Raw genomic sequence first — 21,370 nt, forward strand, 5'->3', positions numbered from 1 at the left:
TGTTTTTATTTTTATTTACAGAATTATACCTCTTGGGTCGATGAAATAAGTCGCAGTAATGCTATAGCGGCCTCATGCGGTCCTTTGGTTTCATATCCTGGGATACCAAGCCTGGTGCGCAGTTGCCCGACAAAGACACCGCTGCGGATGGCGGTCTCAAAAATCCCCAAGGCCAAATCATCATGCAGCTCACGGTATTGAGGCGGTCCGAAGATATTGGCGAAATAGCTGTGGACCAAGCCGGTTGCAGCGGTGGTGCCCTTGGACATCACGGCGCCGTCTCTGAAGATCTCAATGGCGCGGGCCACCGAGTCAAATCTCTCGATTATAGGGTGATCCTGGTCAACTTCTTCGTAATTGTTGGCATAAAGCAGAAAATCGATAGGATATCCATGCAGCACCTCCTCGATGGTTGTAACCGGCAGCACCACTCTGGCATTCACCTTCTGAGGGCTCATAATGATGGCCCGGTCGATCTGACCGAAGGCATACCCCTGCTGCAGGTCATCCAGCCTGATGAAGGCGCCAGTCTCGGTGCCGTAGGCGATCACACGACCGTCCTTGGCAATCTCCAGAGAGCCCATGTCGTCCGCCACAACCCGCATTTCCTGAACAAGATCTCTACCTAAGCTACGAAAGGCCTCAAGGGATTCCGACTTACCTGCAGCCGTATCGCCTATTATCAAAATATTCGCCTCATTACCACCCTTAAGCAAAATGCGCACCATTGCGCCATGATAAGGCATCCGGCCCAGCTTCATCATGACGATATTGTGTAACGTCAGCGCCATCTTTTTCAAATAACCAAAATAACCAAAGCGATCCTCAAGGGGAATAGCCGCTGTAAGCAGACCATTTTCGGCGTCATCAAAGAAAACGGTGGGCAGATCACCGAATTTCGCCATATGATCGGCCGGTACGCCAAAGACATACACCGCCTCCGGTCCATCCTCGATCTGTTCATCCAAGGCGAGCTCAAACAAATTGGAAAGTGAGATCCCCAATCCCATGAACCTCCGATGGAAATAAATAAAAATCACCACAGGCCCTACCCTAGCTGGATAGCAGAGCCATTCTTCAGCTGATAGATGGAGACCTTCGATGGGATTTACCGAAACGGCCCTGAACCGGCCAGTACGCGTATTTGTCGGTGGGTCGATTACAAAGGGCGGCGCAAACCAAACCTGCCGGATAAACGGGACATCCTCAAGGGCATCTCTATATGCCGATGGAAGCCTGGAATCTTTTGGAGCTGCAATGACGCCGGCATTGCAGCCGGCAGCTACATGCCGGTAAACTCGAGGATGTGTGCCGGTTATATTTTCACACATGTCCCTGTAGAGTGAACGCACCTGATGGGCCAAGGCGACGAGGGTATCATTGAAAGCTCTGTAAGGTCGCCTGTTGGAACCCCCTGGCCCGACCCCGGCAAGAAGGACCATGTATCTGTCAAACGATCGCCAATAATCATACAACCTTTCGACGAACTGGTGGATGGCATAACGGTAACGGCTTTCCATTAATATGCTGGCGGCAGGCAGGAGCGAGGTCACCTGTTCAAGCGGATGTTCGCTGAGGGCGCGCAGGATATTGATCATCCGCCTTAGATCATGCCCGCTGGCCATATCCAGACCAAGGGAATCCAGCAGGGAAGAGTCTTGGCGGCACAGGCTTTCAACAAAATCCTTGAATATATGCTCAAAGACATCGCTTTGGAGCAGTTCCCTCTTGGACGCACATATCTTGCCATCAGTATAGATGATATATTGCCGCCCTTCCCTGACAAACCCTTTAATCGCCATATTCTCTCCTTTTTTGGCGCCGATATCTGCCAATAGACCTACAGTTTTTTTACATAAAAAAAGCCGAAGATCACCGTTTTAACCGGTAACTCTTCGGCCTCTTATCCCGTTTGCACCCTTGCCAGGCCCATCCGGGCATATCGGCTGTATTTTTAAGAAACAGGCCAGTGCTTCCTTAAAAACACCGGCTGATACTGACCAGCCTTATTAATAAGGGCCCTTCAATATCTAGTTAGAAGATTAAATTAAATGTCAGAGATGTCAAGGTCAGATAACTCTTAATTGAAAAATTAATTATTCGAAATCAATGGGTGCGGCCAGAGTAAAAAGAATTATCCTTTCTCCTGTAACAGTACTGATGTCAGTATGAAGGCTTATCACCTTCTGTCCGACAATGGCCTCCACTGCCGCCTCCAGCAAGGGTCTGCCCTTTTCCATAAGGGCAATCCGCACCTTCTTGATCAACTCCCTGCCGCCATCAATCTCACCAGGTACAGCAAGTTGGCATTCGGCCCGAGTAAGGACCCCTTTGAGCCGAACCAGCACCATATCATCGATAAAATAGGTCTTGGTTTCAAGAGGCCCCCTCCCCATATATTCCTTCTCAAATTTAATGACGACGTCACTTATTTCAGCCTCAAGCTGCCCTTTTGTCTTTTTCATGGCGTCTTAACTTACCTCTTACTTAAAAGTCTGAACAACCAAGTGGGTCGAACGCGCCTTTTTAATTTTCATCCGTCTTTCAGTCCATGCAGCTACATCTTTGATCAAGGCGCGTCTCTTCCTACTATCCAGCCCCACGGCATCTGAGTAGACATTCAAAAAAAACAACCTATGGCGTATACCCAAATGGGCGGCGTCCATATTCATCTGGACAAGATTGCGACATCTCTCGCCCCACGGAAGCCTTAAAATGTATTGACGGTTTCTCTCGTTGTCCAAAAAGGCAAAACGCCATTTATTTTTGTCTGATGGATCCGGATCGGTTATAACAAAAATATTGCCCAATCTCAGGTCCCCATGGCGAATCCGGTGATTGTGAAGCCTTGCGATTTCTTTGGCAAGTGCGGAGATGAACATCTTTTTCTCATTGTTGCCGAGCCTTTCACGCCAGAAATCCATAACCCCCAACCCGACTATCTCCTCTGTAAGGCACCACCCCTCACCCTTAAATCTGGCCTTCATATCTGCGCCATATTCAACGACGTTCGGAGCAAGAAACCCGAGCCTTTTGAGGCGTATAGCCTCCTTTATAAACCTCTTTGCCCTGGCGCCCTTGAATACCGCCTTTATGCCTTCCTTGAATGATCTTTTGATGAAATACTTGAAGTAATAAACCCTTCCATCCATCTTCATACATGAAGCCACCCAAGCATTTGATGAGCTTCTCACATGCCTCCAGCCGCAAGGGAGCCTGCAACTGATCAAAAGCCGTTTCTCTTCCGCTGTTAAAAATATCTCTTCCATAGATATGCGACGTGTCTAAACCAGTGTAGGGATTTATGAATATAATAACTTGTACTGCAGTTTCCTCCATCATATGAACAATTAATATGACAGATCTTCTGATCCTGCTGAACACGAAAAATACCTTTGTTGATTGTCATGACAGTGCAATGCAGTTATCTTAAGGGCTAATACGATAACAATGCCGATATGTTTTACCCAGTGAACACACTTGATTTTAATAAATATATCTTAATAATAAAATGATATCATGTGGCAGGATTACATTGAACTCACAAACGGCGATATTACAACCCTTAATGTAGATGCAATTGTAAATGCGGCCAACAATTCGCTTCTGGGGGGAGGTGGCGTGGACGGCGCCATCCACAGGGCGGCAGGGCCAGAGTTGCTCGAGGAATGCCGCGGACTTGGCGGGTGCGCAACAGGCGATGCAAAAATAACAATGGGTTACCGGCTACCTGCGCGCTATGTCATCCATACTGTAGGCCCAATCTGGCGCGGTGGAAGCCGGGGAGAACCAGAACTTCTCGCCAGCTGTTACAGGCGATGCTTTGAAATTGCCAGGGCATATGAATTAAAAACCATTGCCTTTCCAGCCATAAGCACAGGGGCATACGGGTTCCCAAAGGATATCGCGGCCATGATAGCCGTTGAAGAGGCCAAAAAGGCGATTCTGAAAGATCGGACAATCAAAAAGGTCATATTTGTTTGCTTCAACGCCGATACCAGAAAGGCCTATGAGAGCGCCCTGGCAAAGGCGGCCAGAGTATATGGCGATTAAGATCGTCTTCCACGGAGACCTAAAAGGGCTCGTTTCCATCCCATTAATAGACAACGGTACAATAATCCACAACTCCGACCGTAATGCATCCGTAAAGGACATGATAGAGGCACTAGGCGTCCCCCATACAGAGATCGGAAGGATCGAGGCAAACGGTGAAGAGGTCTCCTTTAGCTACCAAGTAAAAACCAAAGACAGGCTTGATGTATACGCCCTTGACGCGCCGGTTGATTTTTCCATACCATCGCTCTTGCGGCCTGAACCACTTTATGAAATACGCTTCCTTGCGGACGTAAATGTTGGAAGACTTGCCATATTGCTCAGGATGGTAGGTATGGATACAGCTTACAAAAACGGCCTCTCTGACGCCGAGCTTGCAGAGATATCAAGCATTGAGAAACGGATACTTCTCACAAGGGACACAAGACTCCTAAAACGCAGCAAGGTAATATTTGGGCACCTTGTCCGCGAAACCGTACCTTTGAGGCAACTGGCCGAGATCGTCAACCTCTTTAATCTAACATGTAGGCTTTCACCTTTCACAAGATGCCTGGTCTGTAACAGCGTCCTTGAACCGATCGAAAAAGACAAGATAATCTACCGTCTGGAACCACTTACAAAAAGATATTATGACACCTTTTATCTCTGCCCAGGTTGTGACAGGATCTACTGGCCAGGTTCTCACAAAATAAAGATGGAAGAGATGCTGAGATCAATCCGAACTGTCCGACAAAATAGATAGGCTACCATGTAAATTAGGGCCTGTAAATAATTTTGTGTAAACGGTCTTGTTTTTTCATATTCAATAAGCAGGCATTCTGTCACCAAATAAGATGGAAAAGCGGTTCAATGCGGCCTTCCAGTCTCTGATTGGCATAGTCCATTTCCTGGCGATATTGTTCAGCGCCAGATAAAGCAGTTTGAGCATAGCCTCGTCATTGGGGAACGAACCCCGGTTCTTAGTAACTTTGCGCAGCGACATGTTCAACGATTCTATAGCGTTAGTCGTGTATATCACCTTGCGTATCTCCGACGGATAGGCAAAAAAGGGATAATGCGCTCCCAGTTCCTGCGCCAGGATTGGCCGATGGACGGATGCGTTTCATCCCATTTTTCCTCAAAGGCCGTAAGATTCATCTCAGACTGCTCGGCGGTTGTCGCCTGGTAGATGGTCTTGAGGTCCGCAGCTACCTCTTTGCGCTGTCTCCATGAGACATATCTCAGGGAATTGCGCACCATATGGACAATGCAGAGCTGTATCCGGGTGCGAGGAAAGACCGTCTCAATGGCCTCGGGGAAACCCTTCAGGCCATCCACACAGGCAATAAAGATATCCTGTACCCCACGATTTCTCAACTCTGTCACTACCTGCAACCAGAACTTGGCGCCTTCGTTTTCCGCAACCCACATCCCCAGGACATCCTTGACCCCATCCATGGTGATACCGATAGCCAGATAGACCGCCTTGTTCATAACATGTCCATTATCGCGTCCCTATAGATGATCGGGTAAACAGTGTCCAGAGGGCGATTCTGCCAGATTTTAACCTCATCGGCAACAGCGTCAGTGACCGCTGAAATCAGGCTGGGAGAGACATCAACACCATAGATATCCTCCAGATGCCCCTGAATCTCCCTGGTGGTCATACCCCGGGTGTAGAGTGAAATAATCTTGTCATCAAAACCGGAAAAGCGGGTTTGCCCCTTCGGAATGATCACCGGATCAAAGCTGCTGTCGCGGTCACGAGGGACATCGATCGGCAGCTTGCCAAACTCACCCTTGATGGTCTTGACGGATTTGCCATTACGGGCATTTCCGCCTTTGACGGCTATTGCACCATGTTTCTCGTGTCCCAGATGGACAGCCATTTCCGCCTGCAGCGCCCTTTCCAGAAGGGCCTTGGTCAGTTGCTTGAGCAACCCGTTTTCCCCGATCAGCTCTTCGGGTCTTTTACAGTCGTAGCCGACAAACAGACGATCCAACAGTTCTTTTTCAATGGCCATAATGATCTCCTTTTAAAGGGTGGGATATCGACATACCCCTGAATGGCCATTTACACAAATTATTTTACACCCTCGTAAATTTGGACCAAACTGGTTTATTTGCTTAAAATATCCCTTCCATACCCCATTTCAAACCTTGAACGCCTCATCTGTTCTCGTTATTTTTTCATACAATATTTTTGAACGGTGAGGGCTATGGATAAAAAAAACATCTTGAGACAGACCATAACAGATGGATTCCTTGAAGAACTGTTTCCTCCTGGCAAGGCGGATGAATTTTTTGAAGCCATCTACGGAGGCACAGAAGAAGGCGCGTTCGACATCGCCCTGAGATTTAGCCTGTTTGATGAACATAGGCTCGAGCTTATACTTGAATACCGCTTGACCGAAAGACCTGGCAGATGCATGGCATGCAGCCTGACCCGCGGTCTCCCCGCAGTATTTAAAAGGCATCCCATCATCGATATAAAAGGCGCTGTACAAAAGATAGCGGAACGACTTGAACCAGGCTGGAAGGTCCTGGAATGGGACCTGGGGCCGACCACCCCAAAGGCGCCGAAGGTAAACGCAATCCCGCTCAAGATAAAACTTGAGGCGCGATGACGGGCGAAGCTGCTGCATCGCCCGTCACAGGCCAAGCAAGATAAGGGACCGTCTTTAAAGCTACATCCTTTTCCAGCGAGACCCGGCCCATAGCGGAAGACCACTGGACATGTCCCTCAGGGTCACGGTTGAGCCGTTTATATCGATGCTTACCGCGATAAGTCTGGTTGTCCCATCGGAAAAGGTAACCTCGTAGGCCTTTACTGCAACCACATCACCGACAGTCGGTCTTGCAACACCAAGTGAGTCCCAGTACCAGATCGGACCGAGGCCGTAAATGGTAGCGGCAGTCCCTGCGCCTGTGTCAACCGTAATGCCCTGTCCGTAACAGACCGCCTGGACACTGCCGGTAATTGTAACAGGCGTGCCGGTAAGTATCGCATTCGACATAGGACCGACGCAGGCACTTGTCTGTGAGGCAGCGTATCCAACCCCGTTTCCTCTGCCAGCCCATGATGCGCCGTTAAAGGCCATTGCCGTCATGACCGCAAGGACCGTTAAGGATAAAATGAACACTTTTTTCATCTTGTTCCTCCTTATTCTTTTTAAGATCTAAACAACCATTGACCGAGATCAAAGAGTCTCCAAACTAATACAGGCCTTAAGGTGCTTCGCCCCTCCACTTGTGTATTGTGCAGTGTTTTGCATAACGCCCACATCCTCTTAAGCCCAACTTGATCACCTCCTTCCCCTCCCAATTCTTTGATCTACAGATACAGTTTACAAAAAGAATGCCAATTATAACATTTAATAAAAACAATAAGTTATTAAATATCAATCTTGTTTCGAACCGACAATCACCAAAACGGCGCGACCATTCCGTCGAATTATAACGGAGAACGTTTTTTTGAATTGATACATGTGGTATGAATATAGAATCCAGCTTGGAGACAAAAACAGCAAAAAATAAAGAGAATGCAATGAATAAAGACGGCAAAATCCAAACCAATAACAATTTTACAACAATCAAGCAACCGAACTGCACTGCATGGATGAAGCCGGCGGTCATGACCTTTTTTATCCTGTTTTTGACATGGCTTTTGGGCCTTCATGCCCATCAGCAGGCCATTGCAGCGCAAAACAATGGTTTCAGCCCATCCCGCACCATAGACACATTAAACAAGATCAGTCGTAAGCTCTCTTCAGGATTATTCGATCTCAAAGGCCTGGATGAGGCTGAAAAAGATGTCATATTCATAAAGGAAGGCAGTGACGACTGCATCGAAAATACACAAGAAGGGCTCGATCAGCTCAAAGAAACCCTTGATGCCTTAGGCCAGCCATCGCAGGGAGAGCCGGCGAGGATCGCCGATCAGCGAATGTCTCTCATGAGGCGCAAGGCATTCCTCGAGAGCCGACTTGCCGAGTGTCGCATCATAACCCTCCACGCCAATGAATTGATCCCGCGGATAGAAACCGAAAAAAGCAACCTATTGACCAAACGCCTGCTTCACAAAAGACCCGATATAAAAACCCTGCTTGTAGACGAAAGTCTTGACAATCTCAACCAACACATCGTCGACATAAGAAACGCCTTTCTTAAAGACAAAGGTATAAGGCGTCTCATCCATGGATATTACACTTTTCTAGGCATAGCGTGCCTGATCGGGGCGGTCTTTGGATTTTGGATCGGGCATACCATGAGGCTCAGGGTTTTATCATGCGGCACAAATGGCCTTTGCGGTAAGGTGTCAATGGTCCTCCTTGCAACCTGTGCGCGATATCTCCCTGCCGTCATCCCTTTAACCATCTTCACTATATCTCTAGGTTTCTTGACAGGGGATTTCGGCGCCCATTCGTATTCTATGGTGATTTCCTATGCACTTTGCGTTTACATCTACTCAAGGATCGCCGTAAGAATACTCTTCGCCCCACCCGACCCGGCAACACCCTTAATAACTCTTCGACAAATCAACACAGGCCACGCTGTATCGATGCGCACAAATCTCTTGCTGATCCTTTTCCTACCCCTGGCGAGTATACTTTTTGCGCCAAGGGTCCAGGGTATCCCACAAAATATCTATGACCTCCTTGACATAGCACTGTTTTCTCTGGTCGACTTTGGTTTTTTATGGGTCATATGGCCACTACTCAATATCCAAGGGTCTAAAGGAACAACAAGGGGGATCCGCATTGTTACAGCCTTACTTGTACTCGCCCTTTTTGCCCTCAATCTCTTGGGCTATCGAAACCTTTCACTATTCATACTGCGTGGAACCGCCGGCACGCTTGTCATCTTGGGCGCGCTTAGGATAATGAGGGGATGGGTATGGGATATATCTGCAGGCGTTTCAAAAGGTCTGATGCCGTGGCAGGTATCCATCAGGGAGAAACTTGGTCTGAGACATGATGATACACTTCCAGGGCTTATCTGGCTAAGGCTGATGGTAGACATCGTCCTTTGGACAACGTCAGGGCTCTTGCTGCTACTTGTATGGGGCATTACAGGTTCTACGTATTCGCGGGTGTCGGCCCTCCTGTTTGAGGGTTTTGAGATCGGACAGATAAAGATCGCACCGTTTCGTATCTTGATGGGCGGATTCGTATTTTTCATACTCTGGATGCTTTCGCGATTGATCAAGGTCAAGATCGAGAATAAATGCACCGGTCTTGATATAACACCTGATGTAAGAGAAGGTCTTGTCACGATCATAAGATATGCAGGGTTGGTGCTGGCAGCAGTCATCGCCCTTTCAGTCGCCGGCGTTGATATGTCAAATCTGGCCATTATAGCCGGCGCGCTTTCTGTGGGTGTAGGTTTCGGGCTTCAGAACATTGTAAACAACTTTGTCTCAGGCCTTATTCTCATCTTTGAAAGACCGATTAAGAAGGGAGACTGGATAGTAGCGGGTGGGACGGAAGGGCATGTCAAGCGGATAGGTGTGAGATCAACAATAGTACAAACCTTTGACAATGCAGACGCCATCATTCCTAACTCCGAACTCATCTCTAACCAAGTAACAAACTGGATGTTGGATGAAAGGACTGGCAGGGTACGCATAAATATCGGTGTCGCTTATGGAAGCGATACAAAATTGGTAAAAAGACTCCTTCTCGACGTCGCCCATGCCCACGAAGGCATCATTAAAGATGGTTCACTGCCAACACCGCAGGTCTGGTTTATGGAGTTTGGCAACAGCTCACTCAATTTTCAACTCAATTTCTATATAAAAAATATCAATGATCGTTTTAACATAAGAAGCGATATCATGTTTGAAATAGACCGCATCTTTAGGGAAAACGGCATAGAAATACCGTTTCCCCAAAGGGATATCCATATCAGGAACTGGCCGGCGCCGGACTTGGGCAGACATGAGGCCGCTTCTACATCTAAAATCTAAAGCCGAAGATGCAATATCCGACCTATCTCATCGGCGCCAAGATTTTTCAGCTCGCCGAGCATGGTCCCACGTCCCCTGAAACGCTCTATGACCTTTTTGACGCCGTCTTCATTTATTCCATAATCAATGAGCCTGGTGCCTATCCCAAGGGATATGAAAAATATCTCTGTCTTTTCAATCGCGGCCCTTGCCCTTTCGATCGTGTTTGCCTGATCGAGACCCCAAACAATCCTGCCGTACGATGCGAGCCGTTCCGCCTTGTTGAATATCTGGTGTTCCCACACCCCTGGGAGCACGATTGCAAGGGACTGCGCATGATCAATGCCAAAGAATGCCGTAAGCTCATGACCGATCATATGGGTCGCCCAATCGCCCTCAGTCCCACACGATAGAAGCCCATTTAGGGCCTGGGTGGCGCACCACATGAGATTCGCCCTGGCATCATAATCCATCCGATCCGAGAGGACCTTCGGTGCGATCTCGACCAGGGTTGCAACAATTGCCAGGGCCTGCCTGTCCTGAAGCGGTGTATTGAGATCATGGGTAGCATATTGCTCCATGACATGTACGAATGTATCTACAATGCCGTTTGCAAGCTGACGTTTCGGCAGGGAATATGTGACTTCAGGATCGAGAATCGAAAATTTTGGATATACAAACGGGCTGCCGAAGTGGAGTTTCTCCTGCGAGGCATCCCTTGAGACCACCGCAAGACAGTTCATCTCGGATCCGGTCGCAGGCAGGGTAAGTACGACCCCAAGCGGCACTGCATCTTCGATCGCTGCATTTTTCGCGAGGATGTCCCACGGGTCCCCTTTGGCATATCTCGCCACGGCCGCTATAAATTTTGTACCGTCTATTACACTTCCTCCCCCGACAGCCAAGAGGAAATCGATCTTTTCACCTTTCACCATCTCAACCGCCTTCATCAAGGTCTCGTATCTGGGATTGGGCTCAATACCACCGAATTCAAGAACTGTCCTTCCTCTAAGCGCGGCCGCAACCTGGTCATAGACGCCGTTTTTTTTAATGGAACCACCGCCATAGGTCATAAGGACCCTGGCATCAGCCGGAACAGCCGTCGCAAGTTCCTTGATGGTCCCCTTACCAAAGATAATCTTTACCGGGTTGTGATACACAAAGTTGTTCATCCTGACCTCCTTTTTAAGGAATTAGGCCTGATCGTTACCCTTTTAACGATATCAGCTCATTGTCTTTCAGCCTGCGCCGATTGGATTTTGGCCGCCATAACCCTATCGCGGCCGCCACTCTTTGACTCGTAAAGGGCGCTGTCGGCTGCTATCAAAAGGTTGTCTACGCTTGAACCGTGGACAGGACTCGAGGCGACCCCCCATAGAGACGGTCAAGGAGAGGGTTTCATTGTGGTGTAAAATGCGCACCTGCTCCCTCACACCCCTACAAAGTCCGTTGGCTATGGTAACGGCATCCTCAAGGGAGCAATCTGGTAAGAGAATGACAAATTCCTCGCTGCCGTAACGGCAGATCACATCGCTCTTTCTGCACCTTTTTCTGAAAAAATCAGCGATCTCTCTCAATGCCGCATCACCTACGTCGTGCCCATATATATCATTGAATCTCTTGAAATGGTCTATGTCGAGCATAATCAATGAAAAACTGGTATGGTTACGCCTAGCCCTGCTGATCTCTTTCTCTGCAAATTCCTTCATAAAGCGTCGATTAAAAGACCAGTCAGCGGGTCTGTCATCGATTGTTCCCTAAGCCAGTCCTGAAATTTAAGATTGGCCAAAGACAAACTCAAATAATCGGCGAAGATGGCCGCCGGCCCCATGATTGTTTCCAGACCAATACACCCATTATCGATGCTTAGTCGCGGTTGGATGTGCAACAGACCAAGGATTTTGCCCTGGGCTATGAGAGGGGTGCATAGATACACAAGATGCTCAAATGGTTGGATCTCGACATGGCCGCAAAAAGGCTTTATTGCTTTATTGCACACACTGTATGGTTTCCCGCGTTTTATCGCCCAACATTCCTCCTGATCGAATTCCATCTTGAGCCCTTCGGGTGAACCCCATGAGACCACCTCCTTAAGCCGCCTCCATTCATTATCGAAAAGAAACACGCCACCTCTGCAATCCGGGAAAAGGATCTCTGCATACTTGGCGATAATAGAATAAGATTCATGGGTACTATGGCATAGGTGGAGGAATTCCTCCATTTCATGCATGCGTGATTCCCACACGTTTCGTTGCCCCAACCTCTGCTCTTCCTTGCAAAACCCCTCGATAATAGTGGTCGTGGAGCCAGTATAGGCCTTGGCGTTCAATGACACACAGATGACGCTGCCATCGCACCGCCTTAAGACGGTCTTGAAATCTATTACCACGCCATTCTGAACAAGTTCTGTCTTAAGCCGCTCCAGTTCCGATGACTCCCAAAAAGGTGTGCCAACATCGGCGCTTTCCTGCAGAAGATACCTCGGGCCCTCGTAACCCAGCATCCTGGCCATGGAGTGATTCACGCTTAAAAACCTACCATCAGGGCCCATGATGAATACCCCCCTCGAAACAATTATCAAATATAAGCCTGACGATATCAGAGGTTCGTTCGGCCAAACGTTTTTCAAACTGCTCCTCCAAACAATGTACGTGTTGATCCAACCCTGAGAGCCTTTCCATAAGATTATTGAAGTAGCCGGCAATCTGGCCAATTTCATCTTGCCCGCCATTTTCGATCCTGATGGAATAATCACCATTTGCCGCCTGTTGAAGGGCATATATGAGATTTCGGATCTTCATCCCAAGAAATGGCAATATGACATTCAATTATAAAACCCCTATCTGATAAAATTGTTTATAATTTTTACACTATACTGTCAATATATTGCATATATTTCCTAAGATAAACCGACCATTGCAGCTCAAATTTGATCTTCCATCTCTTTTCTATACCTTTGGCCTTTGTAAATTTATTTTACTCCCATCCAGCGTTCAATCGGAATCTTGTAAATAATTGAACATTGTTTCTATCAATTATAAATATTTTTTATTTAACATGCTTCTAAAAGTAATATATTATACAACCTTTCATTTTTTAGTGCAGAATGATTCATTACAGCAATGATAAGAGGATCGCCAAGGATCATCAGAAGACTTCATGCATGTCTTTTGCTATCAGCCACAGGTAGCCAGTATGGTCTAAGCTAGAAGACAATTACACAATCAGAGCCGGACAGCATTAGATACATTTATAAAAAGGATGAAACGGCCTGGTTTATAGGCAGCAGGGCCGTAGCGTATTGGCGAAATATTCAAGCCAAGGGAGACGGCCGGCCGCCCAGATGGCCCAACACCCGCATCGTAGTGATTGACGACCAGAAGTGGGAAACTAGACGAATCGCCGACGGGTTGGCTACCGATTCAAATATTTCAATATCTCTTGCGCCAGCTTGAAGGATACACCGCCAACCCTGGCGATCTCTTCTGCTTGGGCCTCTTTTATCCCCTTGACGCTTCCAAAATGCCTGAGAAGCCTCCGCTCTGTAACCGGCCCCACTCCATGGATATTGCTCAGCCTTGAGCGCAACCCGACATTGTCCCTTTTTTTTCTGTGGAATGTAATCCCGAACCTGTGAACTTCGTCCCTAACTCGCTGCAAAAAAAGTAAGACCGGGTGTGATCTCGGAAGGAACAAGGGCTCTGGCCAAAGAGGCCTGTATATCTTTTCGCCTTCACCATCCCTCTCTTTTGCAATCGATACAAACTCCAGCCGCTCGCCAAGACCAAGACTTGAGGCCGTCCGAACCGCCTCATTCAGCTGGCCTCGCCCGCCGTCTATCAACAGCAGATCAGGGAATTCGCCTGTCTCCAGCCCGGCCCTCATCCGTCTTTCAACCACCTCGTGGATCATAGCATAGTCATCCATCCCACCGACTGTATTTTTTATATTATAACGCCTATAACCCTTTTTATAAGATCTACCGTTTCTGAAGGCTACAAGACTCCCTATAGAAAGGTCCCCATCTGTTGTGGATATATCCACCCCCTCTACGAGGCTAGGCGTAACCTTAAGGGCAAGCGTAGTCTTTATCTCACACGAAAGCCTCTGCCACTCTAGGGCCTCTTCTTTGGCCCCGAGCAAGGCAAGGTCAGCGTTTTGCCTTGCCATATCCAAAAGCCTACCCCGTTCCCCTCGCACCCTGCCACTATTCAACCTCTTCAGGCCCATCTCGGACAGCCACTCAGACAAAACGGCAAGGTCGGAGGGTGGAGACGGCACAAGAATCTCGGGTGGAACCTGATTCTCGCCGTAGTATTCGCGCAAAAAGGCCGACAATACGGCTCCGTCATCTTCCCCTTGGACGGAAACCAGGCAATGAAGTTCCTGACCGGTAACCACACCCTGCCTCACCCTGATGATGGAGGCAACCGCTCTTTCGTCACCCTTTGCGATGCCTATAGCGTCGAGGTCGGTATCCATGCCGACCACAACCCACTGGCCCTCTGTAATCTGCTGAATGGCTCTTATTCTATCTCTGAGCGCAGCAGCCCTCTCAAACTCAAGCTTGGCTGCCGCCTCTTCCATCTGGGATGAAAGGGATTCAAGCAAAACGGATGTCTTTCCTTCAAAAAACAGCCTGACCCCTTTTATCCGTTCCCCATACTCGTCTCTTGATACGGCATTGATGCAAGGGGCGCAGCAGCGTTTTATCTGATATTTGAGGCATGGTCTGGACCTCATCGCCATACGGGCGTCACTGCACGTCCTCAGCCCAAAAAGGGCCGTCACAAATCTATATGTCTCGCGCACAGCCAGACCTGACGGATACGGCCCGAAATAGAGAGCACCATCCCGCTCCCTTCGTCTTACTACGGATAATCTTGGGAAATCGTGTTGTATATTGAGCTTTAAAAAGGGATATGCCTTGTCGTCCCTCAGTAGGATGTTGTATATTGGTTTATATTGTTTGATGAGGGTAGCCTCCAAAAGAAGCGCCTCTTTTTCGGTCATTGTGGCGATAAACTCAAAGGCTGCGGCCTTTTTTAGCATTAAAGATGTCTTTTGAGGGATATCAACGGATGGTTTCAGGTATGAAGAAAGCCTCTGTCGGAGATCTTTTGCCTTGCCAACATAGAGCACATCTCCATTATCGTTTCTGAAGATGTAAACCCCGGACGATCTTGGAATACCCAAAAGGGATTCAGGGGAACACTTGAGGCGGATCGGGTGATTCACCGGTTAACAGGCTGAAGGGCCTCCTTCATAAAGGCCGGGAGGGCAAACGATGCCCCGCATATCTCTTGAGTAAAGTATCTTGTGGAGATCTTGTGCACCTTGAACCTTTCCAGGTCGAAATCATTAAGTGGGTCATATCTTTTACTGGCCATGACCCAACTCCACATGCCACTTGGATAGGTAGGGATAAAGCCGAGATAGAAATCAACAAACCGGAAACCAGCCTCACGAAGACCACTGTTGATATCGGCAACGATTTTAATATCATAGAATGGAGACTCGCTCTGGGCCACCAGTATGCCATCCGATCGAAGGGCGGAAAGGCATTTTTTATAAAAATCGGCATTGAAAAGGCCGACAGCCGGACCTATTGGGTCGGTTGAATCAACAATTATTATGTCGAAATCAGACTCATGATCCTCCAAATATTTTATCCCGTCGCCCACGACTATCGACACTCTGTCGTTTCCTTCGAGCTCACAGGCTATCGAAGGGAAAAACCTCTTGCATGTCTCTATCACAAGGCCGTCTATCTCGCAGAGGACCACCTTCTCAACATCTGTATGCTTTACGGTCTCCCTGACGGCCCCGCCGTCTCCGCCGCCTATTATCAAGACCTCTCTTGGGCTCGGATGGAGATATAAGGAGGGGTGCGTTATCATTTCATGATAAATATATTCATCACGTTCAGTCGTCATGACAAGCCCATCAAGGAGCAAGACCCTGCCATATTCATAGGTATCCAGGACCTCGATTGTCTGATATTCGGATCTGCCGACAAATAATGTCTCTTTTACCTTAAGTTTGAGACCTGCATTTGGAGTGTGAAGTTCAGTGTACCACAGTTCCATTTTGGCCTTATTTCGTTGGAATAAAGAGATTATAAAGCTTGAGTCGCTTCAAGGCAACCAGAATCTGGTCGGGGCGAGAGGATTCGAACCTCCGGCCCTCTGCTCCCAAAGCAGATGCGCTACCAGACTGCGCCACGCCCCGAATTCAAATGAATGCTTCTTACCATAGAGCAAAAGAGGCTTCAATAGCTCAATGCTGTATTTTATAAATCAGATACAGGGGAAGTTAAATTGGACAGCTGTAATGACCTTTGGATAAACTCAAAAAGTTATTATATTGGCAAAAAATAATAGGCTGAAGGCAATAGGAGGATATAAAATGCCCATATTAATACTTATACTCATAATCATTGCATTAGTAACCATATTTTCAGTGCAGAATGCCACACCTGTTGCTATCTCCTTTTTTGTATGGAAATTTGAGGCATCTCTCGCCATAGTGGTATATCTGTTTGTCATTTTAGGCATATTCCTTGGGATGATCATTGCATACTGGCGTATGGTTAAATCATCTTTAAAAAAATCTTCTCCGAAAAAAACAGAGGAAATCCCGAGGTTGAACAATAGACCTTTATATGGAGACCTTTATTAAACAATGGCTCGTGGATCCTGTCGTAGGGAAATTTGTTGCAGCCTTTATAGTTATCCTGATAATCAGAGTACTTGTCCGGTTTCTCAAAAATTATCTTTTACAATACATCAAGGATATCGACAGCCGCTACCACGCCCGGAAATTTGTGACTTTTTTAGGATATATAGCAGGTGTCTCGATGATAGCAGTTATTTCAACGACAAGCTCGGCAGTTGGAGGTCGCCTTGGGAGGGCCAGTAGTATAATATTTGCCCTTCAGAAGGTCATCGCGAGTGTTGCCAGCTGGCTTGCGGTTGTGGACACAAAAACTCCTCATCATGCTGCCATTTTCTCAAGGAACCGCCATTCATATCATTCATATACAGCAGGAGATAGGTAGCCAAGCCTTACCTGCCGTCTTATTGATTATATAATTATATATTCGGTGATCTCATTCATAGCCTCCCTCCTAGTTGCAAATTGACAATGATGGACAAGCTCGTTTTTAAGGGTACCCCAGAAACTCTTCATAGGGACGTTATCATAACAATCGCCCTTTTCACTCATCGATACCTTCATAATCTAATAATTGATTGAGCAGTTTACGGTATTTCCGTGGACCCATGGCATATCCCACAATCTCTCCGAAAGAGGTCCTTGTGACCTGCAAGATAAAGCCAGCCTTCTGTAATATCTGTAAGCCATATCTGGTTCGGGGCCCTAGCCTTGAATTGCCGATTGAGCAGGTTCTCGCCACGGGTAATGTATGCCTTGAATAACTCGTCGCCTTAAACTTCCCTTTCTGTTTAGAATATATCCCCAGCTTCTTCCTGATCCGTCTGATCCTGAAAATCCCCACTTTGACGCCATGCCTGGCAAGGTCAACCTATAATCCCCTGGTCCACAGGGCTCACGGGTCCTCTTGTGTGCCGCCCTTATCTCCACCAAGCCTCTGCTCCCCCTGACATGTCTTGAAGGTCTGCGATTGAGCCGTATATAACCGTTTTTTGATACCTTCAAGATAGGCACATCATAGAAACAGATACTTGAGCCGCATCCACTTCATGACCGCATACCTCGCTGCGACTCCTTCGCAAAGTATGCAGCCGCTTTTTAATATGCCACGCTCCATCCTGACCTGGGCCAAATCCCGTTTGAGCCTAGCAATCTCCATCTCCAACTCTGTAAGAGACCTTTGCTTTTTACCTACATCCCCGGGCTTACCCTCCTTGTGCGCCTTGACCCAGTATCCAATGCAAACAGCAAAAAACCAAGCATGCCGACCATCAATGTCTTGTTGAAATCAATGTTTTTGATCAATGTCGTCCAATACTCGCCAAGCCCCCATCTGTCCCAAAAAGAGGAGTGAGATGGACATCGGGATCGAGATCAACATCAAACCTACGGCGGATGGAAGGTGGATGGAGCGACTATTGACATATTCAAAAGGGCCGAAAGCGTGACCAACATGGCATTATACATTATTATATTAAAAAATTCCATCAAATCCGATCGGTAGTCAGATTGATCAGATTGACATGTAAGATATCTACTAAATCCACCTGGCCAATATGGTTTATATATCCCCTATTTGCTACTGTCAATTTTTTGTGTAAATATAAAAAATTATAGCACATGTTTTGTCTAGTTTGTATGGCGCTGGAGATGCACCTAATTAAGATAGATAGAATTGTTATGGTAGGTCAGAAAGTTGATAAAGTTATATATTGCATCATAAATTTAACATCAGGTATATTAAAAAATTTATGTCCAATATTGACAATGAAGGTCTAAAAAGACAGAAAAAGCCGTGGGGCATAGGCCCCATAATAGGCATCATTATAGGTTCCGCCATGCTTGTCACCATCATCGTAGGTGCGCTGCTGGTGGGATACATGATCCTCGACCTGCCCGACATATCGCGCCTGCGCTCATACAACCCCCCGCGTGTGACAGAGGTCTATGACGAAGACCACCACATACTAGCCTATTGGTATAATGAAAAACGCTGGCCTATCCCGAGAGACAAGATACCCCAGAGGGTGATCAATGCCTTTCTTGCCGCCGAAGACGCTCGTTTTTACGAACATCCAGGTGTGGATCTCATAGGTGTCCTCAGAGCGGCAATAAAGGACATAGAGGCGGGCGGCATCGTCCAAGGCGCAAGCACCATCACCCAACAGGTCACAAGGTCGCTCCTGCTCAGTCCGGAGAAGAGCTGGATCAGAAAGATAAAAGAGGCCATTCTAGCCTGGCAGATCGACAAGGCACTCAGCAAAGATGAAATAATCACCATATATCTCAATCAGATCTATCTTGGGTATGGGGCCTACGGCATAGAGGCCGCAGCCAGGACATATTTCGGCAAGCATGTAAATGAGCTCAATCTGGCGGAAACGGCTATGTTAGCAGGTCTTCCACAGGCACCAAGCCGCTATTCCCCATTCAGAAACCTGGCCCTTGCTAAAAAAAGACAGGAATATGTACTAAGGCGCATGGTGGATGATGGTTTTATAACAAAAGAGGAGGCGGAAAAGGCCAAAAAGACCCCAATCATCCTAAAACCAGAAGAGATACCGCAGACGCCAGGGGTTGAATACTTTCTGTCAGAGGTAAGAAAAGAACTTGAAGAAAAATACGGAGAGGACAAATTATTCAATGACGGGTTGACTATTATAACAACGCTGAAAAGGTCATGGCAGATCCAGGCGTATAAATCTACAATGCAAGGCCTGAAAGAACTCATCCAGAGACATCCGGAGGACAAGGAACTACCTAACACCCTTCAGGCAGCATTCGTGGCCATGGATCTCAAGACTGGTGCTGTAAGGGCCATGCTCGGAGGAAAGGACTTCAGGTCTTCCCAATTCAACTATGCAACACAGGGCAAGATGCAGCCCGGTTCGGCATTTAAACCTGTAGTCTACACTACGGCCCTTGCCGAAAAGCTCATATCCCCAAACAGCATCATGGTTGACGAGCCCATATCCCTTACGGGTCCCGATTCTCAACACCCTTGGATGCCTGAGAACTTTGACAAGAAATATATGGGACCTATCACCATAAGGACGGCCCTGGCGCTTTCAAGAAATGTTATTGCTGTAAAACTGGCCAGGATGGTAGGTGTAAAGGCCATTCAGAGGACGGCCCGCCTCATGGGGATCGAGGCCCCATTGGCGAACGATCTATCCATCTCGCTTGGATCGTCAGCCGTACCACTCATACAGCTCGTTCAGGCCTACAGCACATTTCCAAACCTTGGAAAGACGGTACGGCCTATGTTCGTAGAAAAGGTTATAGACAAAAATGGCAATATACTTGAAGAATCTAAGCCATCCGTCTCAGAGGCAACAGACCCCATTACGGCATATCAGATGGTGACGCTGCTTGAAGCAGTGATACAGGAGGGTACCGGCATCTATGCCAAGACCTTGGGGATCCCGGCAGGAGGCAAGACCGGCACCACGGACAATTACAAAGACGCCTTGTTTATCGGCTTTACGCCCGAAACCGTAGCAGGAGTCTGGGTGGGCAGGCAGGACATGCAATCTCTTGGGAGGTTAGAAACGGGCGGAAGGGCCGCATGCCCGATCTGGACGTCTTTTATGGAAACAACCAAGAAAGACATGAAAAAAGACGCCTTTGACATACCTAAAGGCGTAACCATGGTGGCATTCGATAAAAATACTGGCGATATCGTACCCTACGATCAAAAAGACGACAACCCTGACATAGCCCTTGAACCAATGCCTTCGGAAGCGGTCCAGCAAACCTCCGAATCGGCCCAACCGCCGCAACAACAGACGCCCACTCAACAAAAAGAAACAAACCCACCCCCCTCTGACTCCGGCAGACTTAAATTACCAACGTGGCTTAAATTCTAGCACAGAAGAGAGGTGGGATTATTAAAAGTGGGATTAAAAATGCTCCATCCCCAAACAAAACGACTTCAAAATCTTAGGATTTTTTAGGCCTTCGCGGTATATCAGTCAATATCTCCCTTTTGACATATAAGACCTTGGCCACCTTTTTGAGATCATTTACTAATGAATTAAGCTGGTCTTCAGGTATATCTTTTATGCGCACATATACCTCCTTGCGACCCGGCGTTACATGATCCTGCGATGTAAGCACACTTACAAGGCTAGCCTGTCTAGAACGGATGAGGTTCAATACCTCTGCGGTTGCGCCGTGTCTATCTTCAAGATCAAAGGCGATCTGTATCGGCCCCCGGTAAATACCAGTAATGCTTATCATCACTTTGAAGACATCGGTCTGGGTTATTATGCCTGTAACGGCGCCTTGGTCATTGACCACAGGCAGGCCCGATATCTTATTCTCAAGCATTATCACAGCAGCCTTTTCCACTGAATCGTCCTCCTTGAGTGTTATCGGCTCCTTGGTCATTATGTCTTTCAATTTGATCTCAGACAAAAGATAATAGAGCTCATGTACATCCAAAGACGTGGCCTTCGATGGGGCCGCTTCTTTTATGTCACGGTCGCTTACGATCCCAACCAGGCGATTCTGTCTGATTACCGGTATCCGCCTTATATTATGCTCTTTCATGAGCTGAGTTGCCTTCATGATGGATGCATTTTCGTCAATAGTTATAGGATTGGAGACCATCCAGTCTTTAACTAGCATAATAATCCTCCCTAAATACCTAACTAATTGCTTTTATTAAATTTTGTTGCCATATATGCAAAACTGCAACCATAGACATGCGGC

General features: G+C 47.4%; 20 protein-coding genes, 1 tRNA gene and 1 pseudogene. 7 read left to right on the plus strand and 15 right to left on the minus strand.

The window, feature by feature from the left end:
* Nucleotides 1-23: 23 nt before the first annotated feature.
* The 3 genes from LGS26_RS07545 to LGS26_RS07555 form a co-directional block, all read right to left on the minus strand.
* Complete coding sequence (locus LGS26_RS07545) at nt 24-1,802, minus strand: phosphoenolpyruvate carboxykinase (RefSeq protein WP_237888278.1); 1,779 nt, start codon at nt 1,800-1,802, stop codon at nt 24-26.
* Nucleotides 1,803-2,096: 294 nt separating this feature from the next.
* Nucleotides 2,097-2,465, minus strand: a complete 369-nt coding sequence (locus LGS26_RS07550; protein ID WP_237888279.1) for a DUF2294 domain-containing protein — start codon at nt 2,463-2,465, stop codon at nt 2,097-2,099.
* Nucleotides 2,466-2,483: 18 nt separating this feature from the next.
* The gene (locus LGS26_RS07555; protein WP_237888280.1) at nt 2,484-3,158 is read right to left on the minus strand and encodes a lipopolysaccharide kinase InaA family protein; all 675 of its coding nucleotides are present in this window, start codon (nt 3,156-3,158) and stop codon (nt 2,484-2,486) included.
* A 361-nt stretch (nt 3,159-3,519) separates the two neighbouring features.
* Between LGS26_RS07555 and LGS26_RS07560 the strand changes: the two genes are divergently transcribed.
* Together LGS26_RS07560 and LGS26_RS07565 are read left to right on the plus strand one after the other, a co-directional pair.
* Nucleotides 3,520-4,053 (plus strand): O-acetyl-ADP-ribose deacetylase, encoded by a 534-nt coding sequence (locus LGS26_RS07560; RefSeq protein WP_237888281.1) that lies wholly within the window; start codon nt 3,520-3,522, stop codon nt 4,051-4,053.
* Complete coding sequence (locus tag LGS26_RS07565; RefSeq protein ID WP_237888282.1) at nt 4,043-4,795, plus strand: Mut7-C ubiquitin/RNAse domain-containing protein; 753 nt, start codon at nt 4,043-4,045, stop codon at nt 4,793-4,795. The genes LGS26_RS07560 and LGS26_RS07565 overlap by 11 nt, the downstream gene beginning before the upstream one ends.
* A 60-nt stretch (nt 4,796-4,855) precedes the next feature.
* Here LGS26_RS07565 and LGS26_RS07570 read toward each other — a convergent pair.
* Nucleotides 4,856-6,056: pseudogene (locus LGS26_RS07570) on the minus strand (IS256 family transposase).
* A 195-nt stretch (nt 6,057-6,251) separates the two neighbouring features.
* Here LGS26_RS07570 and LGS26_RS07575 point away from each other — a divergent pair.
* Nucleotides 6,252-6,659 (plus strand): pancreas/duodenum homeobox protein 1, encoded by a 408-nt coding sequence (locus LGS26_RS07575; RefSeq protein ID WP_237888283.1) that lies wholly within the window; start codon nt 6,252-6,254, stop codon nt 6,657-6,659.
* Nucleotides 6,660-6,719: 60 nt separating this feature from the next.
* Here LGS26_RS07575 and LGS26_RS07580 read toward each other — a convergent pair whose 3' ends face one another.
* Nucleotides 6,720-7,184 (minus strand): hypothetical protein, encoded by a 465-nt coding sequence (locus LGS26_RS07580; RefSeq protein ID WP_237888284.1) that lies wholly within the window; start codon nt 7,182-7,184, stop codon nt 6,720-6,722.
* 395 nt (nt 7,185-7,579) lie between these two features.
* Here LGS26_RS07580 and LGS26_RS07585 point away from each other — a divergent pair, with 395 nt between their 5' ends.
* A complete protein-coding gene (locus tag LGS26_RS07585) occupies nt 7,580-10,000 on the plus strand; it encodes a mechanosensitive ion channel family protein (protein WP_237888285.1) in 2,421 nt (806 codons plus the stop codon).
* On the opposite strand, the gene LGS26_RS07590 is transcribed toward LGS26_RS07585, so the two are convergent.
* The 7 genes from LGS26_RS07590 to LGS26_RS07620 all read right to left on the minus strand — a co-directional run bounded on the left by LGS26_RS07590 (nt 9,997) and on the right by LGS26_RS07620 (nt 16,210).
* Nucleotides 9,997-11,151, minus strand: a complete 1,155-nt coding sequence (locus LGS26_RS07590) for an iron-containing alcohol dehydrogenase (RefSeq protein WP_237888286.1) — start codon at nt 11,149-11,151, stop codon at nt 9,997-9,999. The genes LGS26_RS07585 and LGS26_RS07590 overlap by 4 nt on opposite strands.
* A gap of 102 nt (nt 11,152-11,253) precedes the next feature.
* Nucleotides 11,254-11,688 carry a GGDEF domain-containing protein gene (locus LGS26_RS07595; RefSeq protein ID WP_237888287.1) on the minus strand — a complete coding sequence of 145 codons (435 nt, stop codon included), beginning with the start codon at nt 11,686-11,688 and terminating at the stop codon, nt 11,254-11,256.
* Nucleotides 11,685-12,530 carry a PAS domain-containing protein gene (locus LGS26_RS07600; RefSeq protein WP_237888288.1) on the minus strand — a complete coding sequence of 282 codons (846 nt, stop codon included), beginning with the start codon at nt 12,528-12,530 and terminating at the stop codon, nt 11,685-11,687. Before LGS26_RS07600 ends, LGS26_RS07595 begins: the two co-directional genes overlap by 4 nt.
* Nucleotides 12,520-12,807, minus strand: coding sequence for a HAMP domain-containing protein (locus LGS26_RS07605; RefSeq protein ID WP_237888289.1), 288 nt, complete (start codon nt 12,805-12,807; stop codon nt 12,520-12,522). The genes LGS26_RS07600 and LGS26_RS07605 overlap by 11 nt, the downstream gene beginning before the upstream one ends.
* A 586-nt stretch (nt 12,808-13,393) precedes the next feature.
* On the minus strand, nt 13,394-15,217 hold the full coding sequence (gene uvrC, locus LGS26_RS07610; protein ID WP_237888290.1) for an excinuclease ABC subunit UvrC: 1,824 nt from the start codon (nt 15,215-15,217) through the stop codon (nt 13,394-13,396).
* Nucleotides 15,214-16,068 carry a polyamine aminopropyltransferase gene (speE, locus tag LGS26_RS07615; RefSeq protein ID WP_237888291.1) on the minus strand — a complete coding sequence of 285 codons (855 nt, stop codon included), beginning with the start codon at nt 16,066-16,068 and terminating at the stop codon, nt 15,214-15,216. Before speE ends, uvrC begins: the two co-directional genes overlap by 4 nt.
* Nucleotides 16,069-16,133: 65 nt before the next feature.
* Nucleotides 16,134-16,210, minus strand: a tRNA-Pro gene (locus tag LGS26_RS07620).
* 177 nt (nt 16,211-16,387) lie between these two features.
* Here LGS26_RS07620 and LGS26_RS07625 point away from each other — a divergent pair.
* Nucleotides 16,388-16,660 carry a lipopolysaccharide assembly protein LapA domain-containing protein gene (locus LGS26_RS07625; RefSeq protein ID WP_237888292.1) on the plus strand — a complete coding sequence of 91 codons (273 nt, stop codon included), beginning with the start codon at nt 16,388-16,390 and terminating at the stop codon, nt 16,658-16,660.
* A complete protein-coding gene (locus LGS26_RS07630) occupies nt 16,644-17,039 on the plus strand; it encodes a hypothetical protein (protein ID WP_237888293.1) in 396 nt (131 codons plus the stop codon). The genes LGS26_RS07625 and LGS26_RS07630 overlap by 17 nt, the downstream gene beginning before the upstream one ends.
* Nucleotides 17,040-17,065: 26 nt before the next feature.
* On the opposite strand, the gene LGS26_RS07635 is transcribed toward LGS26_RS07630, so the two are convergent.
* On the minus strand, nt 17,066-17,206 hold the full coding sequence (locus tag LGS26_RS07635; protein ID WP_237888294.1) for an IS3 family transposase: 141 nt from the start codon (nt 17,204-17,206) through the stop codon (nt 17,066-17,068).
* Between the two features lie 463 nt (nt 17,207-17,669).
* The gene (locus LGS26_RS07640) at nt 17,670-17,813 is read right to left on the minus strand and encodes a hypothetical protein (RefSeq protein ID WP_237888295.1); all 144 of its coding nucleotides are present in this window, start codon (nt 17,811-17,813) and stop codon (nt 17,670-17,672) included.
* Between the two features lie 592 nt (nt 17,814-18,405).
* Between LGS26_RS07640 and LGS26_RS07645 the strand changes: the two genes are divergently transcribed.
* Nucleotides 18,406-20,523 (plus strand): penicillin-binding protein 1A, encoded by a 2,118-nt coding sequence (locus tag LGS26_RS07645; protein WP_237888296.1) that lies wholly within the window; start codon nt 18,406-18,408, stop codon nt 20,521-20,523.
* Between the two features lie 73 nt (nt 20,524-20,596).
* On the opposite strand, the gene LGS26_RS07650 is transcribed toward LGS26_RS07645, so the two are convergent.
* The gene (locus LGS26_RS07650) at nt 20,597-21,286 is read right to left on the minus strand and encodes a CBS and ACT domain-containing protein (RefSeq protein WP_237888297.1); all 690 of its coding nucleotides are present in this window, start codon (nt 21,284-21,286) and stop codon (nt 20,597-20,599) included.
* Between the last annotated feature and the right edge of the window lie 84 nt (nt 21,287-21,370).

The sequence above is a fragment of the Dissulfurimicrobium hydrothermale genome, assembly GCF_022026155.1.
Classification (GTDB): Bacteria; Desulfobacterota; Dissulfuribacteria; order Dissulfuribacterales; family Sh68; genus Dissulfurimicrobium; species Dissulfurimicrobium hydrothermale.